9 protein-coding genes are annotated in these 9081 nt (G+C 65.8%); all 9 read right to left on the minus strand.

The annotated features are described in order from the left end of the window. Positions 1-203: 203 nt before the first annotated feature. A complete protein-coding gene (locus tag CQZ88_RS04295) occupies positions 204-839 on the minus strand; it encodes a hypothetical protein (protein ID WP_006930733.1) in 636 nt (211 codons plus the stop codon). Positions 840-900: 61 nt separating this feature from the next. Next, entirely contained in the window at positions 901-1860 is a 960-nt protein-coding gene (locus CQZ88_RS04300; protein WP_006930734.1) for an MlaD family protein, read from the minus strand. Beyond that, positions 1857-2816, minus strand: a complete 960-nt coding sequence (locus tag CQZ88_RS04305; RefSeq protein ID WP_258008439.1) for an MlaD family protein — start codon at positions 2814-2816, stop codon at positions 1857-1859. Before CQZ88_RS04305 ends, CQZ88_RS04300 begins: the two co-directional genes overlap by 4 nt. A gap of 32 nt (positions 2817-2848) precedes the next feature. Beyond that, positions 2849-3940 (minus strand): MlaD family protein, encoded by a 1092-nt coding sequence (locus CQZ88_RS04310; protein ID WP_044475574.1) that lies wholly within the window; start codon positions 3938-3940, stop codon positions 2849-2851. Between the two features lie 2 nt (positions 3941-3942). Beyond that, on the minus strand, positions 3943-4950 hold the full coding sequence (locus CQZ88_RS04315) for an MlaD family protein (protein WP_006930738.1): 1008 nt from the start codon (positions 4948-4950) through the stop codon (positions 3943-3945). Continuing rightward, entirely contained in the window at positions 4947-5957 is a 1011-nt protein-coding gene (locus CQZ88_RS04320) for an MlaD family protein (RefSeq protein ID WP_006930739.1), read from the minus strand. The genes CQZ88_RS04315 and CQZ88_RS04320 overlap by 4 nt, the downstream gene beginning before the upstream one ends. After that, the gene (locus tag CQZ88_RS04325) at positions 5954-7039 is read right to left on the minus strand and encodes a hypothetical protein (RefSeq protein ID WP_044475572.1); all 1086 of its coding nucleotides are present in this window, start codon (positions 7037-7039) and stop codon (positions 5954-5956) included. Before CQZ88_RS04325 ends, CQZ88_RS04320 begins: the two co-directional genes overlap by 4 nt. Positions 7040-7043: 4 nt before the next feature. After that, on the minus strand, positions 7044-7922 hold the full coding sequence (locus CQZ88_RS04330; protein ID WP_006930741.1) for an ABC transporter permease: 879 nt from the start codon (positions 7920-7922) through the stop codon (positions 7044-7046). After that, positions 7922-8818, minus strand: a complete 897-nt coding sequence (locus CQZ88_RS04335) for an ABC transporter permease (protein WP_006930742.1) — start codon at positions 8816-8818, stop codon at positions 7922-7924. The genes CQZ88_RS04330 and CQZ88_RS04335 overlap by 1 nt, the downstream gene beginning before the upstream one ends. Positions 8819-9081 lie beyond the last annotated feature (263 nt).

Consider the following 9081-nt stretch of genomic DNA (forward strand, 5'->3'; position numbering starts at 1 on the left):
CCTGCCGGTCCAGAGTGCCGGCAGCCTCCTGCACCGCCTCGACTGCCACCCGGGCCTGGTCCTCGAGCGGCTGCGGCAGATCCATCCCCGAGACCACCACGCCGACCGCGGTTCCTATCGCCATCACCATGCTCGCCGGCTCACTCGACGACATCTCCGACCTCCTTCCACCGACCGCCGCCACCGACAATGCACGGCGCCCCTCACCTGGGTGTATTGCCGTCGCCCAGAGCCGATCCGACACCGCTGATTTCGGCGATCTTCCACTCGTCGCGGCTGTCCATGCTCAGCTTGTACGTCGCCGTCGATTGGATGCCCTCGGGGGCCTGGGCGTTCTTGGTCACCACACTCACGAAGCAATCGACCGTGTAGATGCCGTCCGGACCGGCTTCGGCTTTGGCCGTAATCGGCTGCGCCGTCGACGTCCACTGAAGCGGAACGATGATCTGCTCCATCGAGGTCGCCGCGCGAGTGAGCCGCTCCGAGAGTTCGGGGCTGGTTCCGGTGGTCAGCCGGGTTCGCCAGGTCTGCAGGTCGCGGAAGTCCATTTCGGCAGCACCTGTCGCGTATTCGAGCGCGGCCTGTTCGGCACGCTCGAGTGCTGCCGCCTCGGTGCGAACTCGGTCGAGTTCGCTTGCCTTGTCGCTCACCTGCCAGCCGAGGAGGGCCACGGCGGCGCACAGTGCCACCACGAGTCCACCGATGAGTATCTTCCCGGGTTGTAGCCGCACCGTGAACCCGGACCGCTGCGAATCCGCCTGCTCCCGCGGAGGGACACCGTCCTCGGCCGTACTGCGGTCGTTCTTATCGGTGGACTGATCGGAGGTGATCATCTGCATGGTGCGCCTCATTCCTGTTCGTATCGATCTGATGGGGTGACGTGCCGGGACCGTCGGACGGTCAGTTGCCCGGCGCCTGCACGTGCACGGTCACTGCGTCCCCCGACGATGTGGAGGTCAGGGCATTGTCGAGCAGACGGCCGACGTCGATCGTGCGGACCGCCCTCGCGCCCTGAGAAACCGAAGGCAGAAGATCGACGCCGATGACCTCGAGGTCCGCGGCCGTCGCATCGAGGAACTTCTGCAGTTCACCGATGAACGGACTGGCACCGTGCGCGATACCGGCATTCAGCGGCCCACGATCGGCAGCGAACTTGATGCCGGCGAGCAGATCGCGGAACCCGCTTCCGAACTCGGCGAGGTGCGGCTCGGCGTTGTGCATCCCCAGGGGAATCGTCGTGCTGTCCAGCAGCAACGGTTGAACGGTCCGCAGCAGCGTGGTGAAACTGTCCGCGTTCTGGGCGAACGTGGCTGCCATCAGTTCCCCCGCCCGCGAAAGATTGCCCAGCACACGCGGATCGTCGGGCAGAGCGACATCCAGCGCCTCGAAGATCTGGCGCACGCCCTCCGGATCGACCTGCGTGAGCAGGCGGGTGAGGCGCTCGGACAACTCCTCGAACGTCGTCGGCACCACAACCTGGGTGGACGGCACGAACGCGCCGTCGTCCAGATACGGTCCGGCCGCCGACGCCGGCCACACGGCGAGATACGGTTCGCCGAGCGCCGACAGATTGTCCACGCGGAACGCACTGTCGGCGGGGACGGGATGGTTCCGGTCGTACTTCCACGACACGTCGATCGCGTCCGCTGATGCGGTGATGTCGGTGATCTCGCCGATCTCCACCCCGCGCAACAGCACCCGCGAGCCCTCCACCAGGCCGTTCGTGTCGGGGACCTGCACCCGTGCCGTGTAGACGTCCTCCATGAACCCTGTCCGCAGGCCCAACTGAGTCATGTACAGGAACGAGAGCACCGCTATCAGACCCATACCCACGATCGACCGCGCTGTACGCCGGCTCACTTCACAGCTCCCAACATGCGCAGGATGTTCTCGGCATCGGCAAGCAACTGATCACCGTCCGCCGTTTCCACCGAGACGATGTCCACCGAGGGATTCTGGGCAAACGGAATCAGTGTTGTCCGAAGGAAATTCGACACTTCCACGGTGGCCGAGGGCCCGCCCCGGGAGACGTCGGTGGTGTCGGCGAGCGATTCGAACATCGGGATCAGCCACAGTCCACCCTCGTACAGGCTTCCGACGGAAGGAAGGATCTGACCGATGTGCGACACGACATCCACCGCGAGCCGCCGCCAGTAATGCACGGTCGACGAGTCGAAGATCGTGGCGAGCGAGTCCGCATTGGCGTCCACGGTGACCGCAGTGGCATCCATTTCCACGAGCAGCCGGTCGATCTCGGCCGTCCGATCGCCGAGGTCGCGCAGGTCCACCGACACGATCGACGCAAGTCGTTCCACTTCCGGGACGGGCGGCATCACCGCGTTCACCCGGGCCATGACGTCCTCGACCCTTCGGATGCTGCCGCCGTTGACGAATGTCGCGAGCACGGCCATGGTGTCCTCGAGCTGCGGCGGCGACGTGGTCCGGCTCAACGGGACGGTGCTTCCCTCCTCGAGGTATCCCCCGACGACGGCGGCGGGGTCGCGGACGAGGGCGACATAGGTGTCACCCAACAGGGTGTTCTGCCGGACGATGGCCCTCGCGCCCGCAGGCACCCGCGTGTCCTGCCGGATCCCCGCGACGACGGCGACGCTGTCGTCCGCCACGTCGAGCTCGCGGACCTCACCGACTCGTACGCCGTCCATGATCACATCGGCTCCGGCCGGCAGATTCATGACGCTTTCGAACTCGAGCGAGATCTCGTACCCGTCCCCGACGCCACCGCGGACCGACGGCAGGTCCTCCGGCCGCAGCGAGCATGCCGAGGCGACGAGCGTCAGCAGCAGCGCTGTCGTCACCCGCGCCGTCCGTCCGAGGTCGATCCGTGTCTTCACTGTGCAGCCCCGTTCAGGAGGACGAGATCCATCAGACCCGTCGGCGAAACGCGAGCTCCTGATTCGGTCGGTGTGCAGCTACCCGGCCGGACGGTGTCGAGGAGTGCGCACAGCCGGTCGGCGTCCTCGTCGCTCAGTGTGATGGTGGGGGGCGTGTACTGCATCGTCAGCCCGCCGGCGTTCCGCGTCTGCTGATCCGCGACCGCCGCGAGCGACGGCACCGTCGCAACGAGGCTTTGGATCTCGCCCGTCCGCCCCGCGGCGAGTGCGATCGCGTCGGCGACCTGACCGTGCACGAACGGCCAGATGTCCCCGCCGTACTTGCGTTGGATGTCGTCCAAAGTGGCGACAAGCCAGCCGATTCCCACGCACACGTCGATGGTTCCGGGCCACAGGTCTATTCCCGCCACCGCCACGTCCGGCATCTGCTCCACGACGGACTTGATCGCTGCCCAGTCGGCGAGAGCCTGCTCGCTCAACGGCGCCATGTTCGCGATGGCAGTACCGATGTCGGCGACGAACTTGTCGGGGCTTTCCATGGCATCGGCGGCATGCAGCATCATCGACCGGGCGTTGTCGCCCTGTCCACGCAGAGCCTGGTCCAGGCCCGCGACGGCCATCTCGACGGTGTCCGCGCTCCCTTCGGGAGAAAGGGCCTCGATGAAGTCCGCCGCCGACCCTACGACCTCGGAGATGGCCTTGGGAGTCCGGCTGTTCTGCAGCGGAATACAGGATCCCGGTTCGAGCGTGGGGCCGGATGTGTCGTTGCCCACGAGCTCGAGGCTGCGGTCGGCGAGAATCGACTTGGATCGGGTCACCGCTTTGACATCGGCGGGAAGCGGGCGATCCCCGTCCGTCGAGAACGTCACCTCGACGTGACCGCCCTTCTCCACGATCGACTCGACCCGTCCCACCGGGAACCCCATCCGGGTGACCGGATTACCCACATACAGCCCGACCGCGTCCGGCATTTCGGCGCAGTACGACGGGGCGGGTTCGGCTCCGGCCGTGCGCGCGGCGGTGAAGCCGGCGCCGACGACGGCGGTCACTGCCAGGCCGATCGTTGCTACCTTCTTGACCTTGTTCATCGTCAGCACTGCCGTCCCGGAACCGGAATACAGATGTCCGATGCCATGAGCGTTCCTCCGCTGATCGTGGCCAGCCCCTCGGGCGTGAGCCAGTTCGCCAATTGCTCCCGGGCCGCAGTCAGGGCGTCGATCGAGGGCCCCATGGACGCGTTGAATTCCTCGATCATGGCGCGCACCTGAGTGATGGCCGCCGCGACCTCGTCCCGGTGGTCGAGGTAGTACTCCTCGTACGGTGCCACAGTCATCAGCACGTGCCCGAGCAGCCGGTACGCCTCGTTGAAGCCGGCATGGTTGGTGTTGTACGTCGAGAGCACCATGTCCATCTCACGGATCAGATGGAAGACGAGCTCGCGATTCGCGTTGAAGGTCTGCAGGTACTCCGAGGCGAGTCCCGTGACCGTCCGGACCTGCTCACGCTGCCGGTCCATGACACGTGCGATCGCCGTCATCCCCGAGATGATCGATCCCACCGAGTCCGGGTTCTGCTGTAGCGCCTCGGCGACCTGGACCAGATTCGCATCGATCGTGCCGCCGTCGACGTTGTCGGTGGTGTTGGGGGCCGCCTGGAGTACGTCACCGATCGAGTACGGGACGGTCACCTGTCCCACAGGAAGGGCCCCCTCGTCGAGCGGTCTCACGCCGAGCGGGACAAGCGTGATCGCGTAGCCCCCGACCGGGGTCAGCATCCGGACCTCGACCCGCGACTCGGTGCCCACCAACACGTCGTCCTCGACTTCCATCGAGACCCGGACGGTCGACTGTCCGAGCTCCATGTCCGTCACCTTGCCGACCGACACCCCGGCGATCCGCACGTCCTGGCCGACCGAGATGGCGGACGCGTCGGTGGTCTCGAAGGCCACCACCTTCCTGCCCGGGGGACTTATGTAGAGCACGGTCGTCGCGACGAGCGCGAGGACGGCCACGGCTACCACGCCGGCGCCGATGCGCATGTCGTCGGCGAGCCACGTCGCCAGACGGGCAGTACCGAACCGTGTCCGTGCGGACTTCACCGTGCGCTGCATACCACTACCCCGCTACCGTTGAGGAGAACGTCGACTTCGGTCGGCAGCTGGGCGACACCCTTGCTGCATCCTTCCCATCCGGGGGAATCCCCGACCGGGATCTGCAGTCCCGCCACCGAACTCGGTAGCAGCCGGAGAGCTTCCGCTGTCTCCTCGAGCGACGAGAACGCTTCGGCCACCATCTGCTCGACGTTCGCCCCCGGCTGCAGGCTGTAGGCGTCGAGCAGCCGTTTGATCGGTGTCAGGAACTCAGGGCCGTACGTGGCGGTCTTCGGAAACTCGTCGAGAACTGTCATCGCCTTCGCGATCGGGAAGCTCATCGAGCGGAGGAACTCCACGACCTCATCCGACCGGCCACCCATGGAGTCGGAAATCCGCGCGAGATTGGTCGTCAACGTCGCGATGACCTGTTCCCGGTCGGCCGCGAGATCGGCGAGCTTCTGCGCGTCGTCGAGCATCGGCTTCAGTCCCCCGCCGTCTCCTTGCAGCAGGGCGATGGCGTTCTCGGTGAAGGTGTTGATGTCCTCGGCACTCATGGTGTCCAGCACCGGCTGCAGACCGTTGAACAGCTCGGTGATATCGAACGACGGTCGGGTCCTGTCGAGAGGCAGAGTTTCGACGGGGACCCCGGAATCTTCCCCGAAGTCGGCATCCACATACCGCACGCCGGTGAGGTTCTGGTACTTGACCGCCAGAGTCGTGTCCGCGGTGAGAACGTATGGCTCCTGCAGCGAGAAACGGACCTCGGCGATGGTGCTGCCCTGGCGAGTCACCAGGTCGATGGCCTCGACCTTGCCGATCCGGACCCCACGCGTGCGAATGTCACCGTTGACCCCGAGACCTGACACATCGGAGAACTCCGCGGTGTAGGTGCGGGTGTCACCGGCCACGGGACTGCGCATGGCGCTGATCACCAGCACGAACAGCAGAGCCGAGACAGCTGCTGCTATCGCGAGTTTGAGGACGGTCGCGAGGAAGACGGCACGCGCGTTCATCGCTCTCCCCCGTTCGGTTCGGCCGGCGCGGCGGCGATCCCGAGCGGGGCCGCAAGCGCCGGAAATCCGTCGAGCACGACGCGCAACCGGAGGCGTTGCCCGTCTGGGGTGTCGACGAACGCGGAGTCGAATCGACCAACGATCTCCCGCGCCTGCTCCGGCGTCAGGCCGCCGTTGACGAGGTGCGGGAAGACATCCGACACTTCCACGACGATCTGCGTCAGCGGTGTCAGTTCCTCCCCGTGCGAGGCGAGCAGGGCACCGGCTTGGCCGAACAGCTGATTGGCGGCCAGCGTCAGGCCGGCGTTCGACTCGTCGAAGACGGCATCGTCCACACCAATCGAGCCGTCCGGCAGGCGGTTGTAGACGCTGTCGTAGATGTACATCAGTGCCTCGATCGCCTGATCGCTGAATCCTGGTGTTGCCGCGAGGATGTCGTTGAATCTCGTCATCAGCTCGCTCGGTGGCGCCTGCTGCGCCTGTGCGACACGGTCGGCGACCAGCACACCCGTCTCGATCCACGGTGCCAGTCCGTCGAGGTAGTGCACCGACTTGTCGAGCGACGTGACCATCCGGTCGGTCAGGGTTCCGTCGATGGTGAGCGAGCCCTGCTCGATCATCGTCGACATCGTGAAGTCGCCTCCTGGCGTCCGCTGCACTTCGGTGTCGGGCTCGAGGGGGTCGCCGCCGGGCATGACGACGATGTTCACTGCGGATGTTCCGAAGTAGTTCTCGGGACGGAAGTCCACCTCGAACGAGTCCGTCAGCCCGGCGACCTGGTGCTGATCGAGGACGAGCCGCATCTGCACCGAGCCCGCCTCGGTTCGGTCGAGCCGTTCGACCAGACCGACGCCCTGTCCCCGCAGGACCACCTTGGTTCCTTCCGTCACCCCCGGACCGACATAGGGGACCTCGACCCCGACGGCGAGCCCGTCCGGCGCGGTCATGCGTGGATACAGAGACGCGGTGGCGGTGACCATCACACCCGCCAGGCCGATCACTGCGACGCCGGCGACCGCCAATACTCGGGACTGATTCGCTGCGGATCCCCGCAGGAAGTCCTGGTTCCTGGAAGTGCTCATCCCATCATCCCTTGAAGACCAGTTCGGGGCTCAGACCCCAGATGGCGACCGTCATCAGAAAGTTCAGGACGACGATCGCGACGAGGCTCGCGCGGATCGCACGTCCGGATGCGGCTCCGACCCCAGCCGGACCCCCGGATGCGAAATACCCGTAATAGCAATGGATCATCGTGACGACACCACAGAAGATCAACGCCTTCACCACGGATGCGGCCAGGTCGGGCACATTCAGGAATTGGGCGAAGTAGTGGTCGTAGGTGCCCTCCGGCTGTGCGTGGAACGTCTTGACCACCAGACCACCGGTGACGAAGCTGACGACGAGAGCCATGAGGTAGCCCGGAAGCACGACGAGCATGCTTCCGATGAGCCGCGGTCCGACCACGAAGGGGATGGCTTGGAGTCCGATCGACTCGGTGGCATCGATTTCCTCCGAGATCCGCATCGAACCGATCTCGGCCGTCATGCGGCATCCGGCCTGGGCGGCGAAACCGATTCCCGTGATGATGGGGGCGATCACACGGACGTTGCCGAACGAGCCGATGATGCCGGTCAACGCGCCGAACCCCAGAAGGTCGAAGGCCATGAACGCCTGGATCGCGACGACGGCGCCCACTGCGATGCCGAGGAAGAACATCAGGCTGATCACGCCGCCGTCCACCACCAACGACCCGTTGCCCCAGGCCATGTTGTTCATCGTGGTGAGAGTTTGCTTGCGGTAGTGACGGGCAGTCTTGGGCAGCAGGTAGACGGTCTTGCCGACGAAGAGCGCGATCTGTCCGACTTCCTCGACGCTCGCCCGGATCCGGCGCGTCGCCGTGCCGGTGATGCGTACGGGGAACGTCGGCGCGGTCGCGCCGCGATGTGCTGGAGTATTCGTCGCCATCATGCCAACCGTGCCGGGAAGAACATCATCTGCAGCTGGCTCACGACAAGATTCGCCGCAAAGATGCAGAAGACGCTGAGCACGACCGACGCGTTGACGGCATTGGCAACGCCGGTCGGCCCGCCCTTTGCCTCGAGTCCCCGCAGTCCGGCGATCAACACCACCATCGCGGCGAAGATCACCGACTTCAGCACCGAGAACGCGAGATCCGTGGGCGTGGCGAACGCGCCGAACGACTGCCAGAAGCTGCCTGGGACGACGTCGTTCACGTTCGCGGAGATCAACAGACCCGCCGAGACTCCCGCTGCGATGATGATGATGCACAGCATGGGAGCGATCGCGATCATCGCAAGGAATCGCGGGACTACGAGTCGCTGCACCGGGTCGATACCCATGACCCGGATCGCTTCGATCTCTTCGCGGATCGCTCGCGCGCCGAGGTCCGACGCGATAGCGGATGCGGCCGCACCGCTCATGAGCAACCCGGCGGCCATCGGCGCTCCCTGACCGACGACCCCGAGGCCGCTCGCCGCGCCGGCCAGTGAGTTCGCACCCACCTGGTTCATGATGCCGCCGACCTGAACGGACACCTCGGCTCCGATCGGGACGGCCATCAGCAGGGCGGGCAGCGCCGTCACCTTGAGTAGCTTCCACATCTGCTCGACCACCTCGCGTACCGACAGTCTCAGTGCAATGGTGTCCTCGATGCAGTAGCGCACGACGTTGCCACCGAGCCTCGCAGACCGGCCGATGGTTGCGAGGCTCTGGGTCGGTTTGTTCGTGACGTAGCCGCCGATCTTCCGGAGTACGACGTTCCGCCGCCAGGGGATCGGCTCCTGATCCCGACGCTCCGGCGGCGTCTCTGTCTCTACCGGCAGCGCCGGACCCGTCCTCATCGCTCCCCCATCAGGGGTTCGACGGCAGTCGTCTCACAGTCCCGCCTTCTCACAGGTCGGTACCTTTCTCGTTCGTGGCCACCCGGGGTGGCGCAACAGTTGCCGGCGTGAACTCGCCGCGGCCGGTCTCGACCGTGCGACTGGCGCCGCGTCACAGCGCTACTCGTGGGAGCACCGTCGTCGGGGCCTCTGATCCGATGAAATCGGACATTGTGTTCTCGTGTTCGAAGGATTCGAGGATGGCCTGCTGGGCGGCCTCGGGC

Source organism: Rhodococcus sp. ENV425, from assembly GCF_002887785.1.
GTDB lineage: Bacteria > Actinomycetota > Actinomycetes > Mycobacteriales > Mycobacteriaceae > Rhodococcus > Rhodococcus aetherivorans.

What these genes read in the sequence shown, in the direction of transcription:
- CQZ88_RS04330 (WP_006930741.1), bottom strand. Translation starts at nt 7,922, where the DNA reads ATGGCGACGAATACTCCAGCACATCGCGGCGCGACCGCGCCGACGTTC.
- CQZ88_RS04335 (WP_006930742.1), bottom strand. Translation starts at nt 8,818, where the DNA reads ATGAGGACGGGTCCGGCGCTGCCGGTAGAGACAGAGACGCCGCCGGAG.
- CQZ88_RS04320 (WP_006930739.1), bottom strand. Translation starts at nt 5,957, where the DNA reads ATGAACGCGCGTGCCGTCTTCCTCGCGACCGTCCTCAAACTCGCGATA.
- CQZ88_RS04295 (WP_006930733.1), bottom strand. Translation starts at nt 839, where the DNA reads ATGCAGATGATCACCTCCGATCAGTCCACCGATAAGAACGACCGCAGT.
- CQZ88_RS04325 (WP_044475572.1), bottom strand. Translation starts at nt 7,039, where the DNA reads ATGAGCACTTCCAGGAACCAGGACTTCCTGCGGGGATCCGCAGCGAAT.
- CQZ88_RS04310 (WP_044475574.1), bottom strand. Translation starts at nt 3,940, where the DNA reads ATGAACAAGGTCAAGAAGGTAGCAACGATCGGCCTGGCAGTGACCGCC.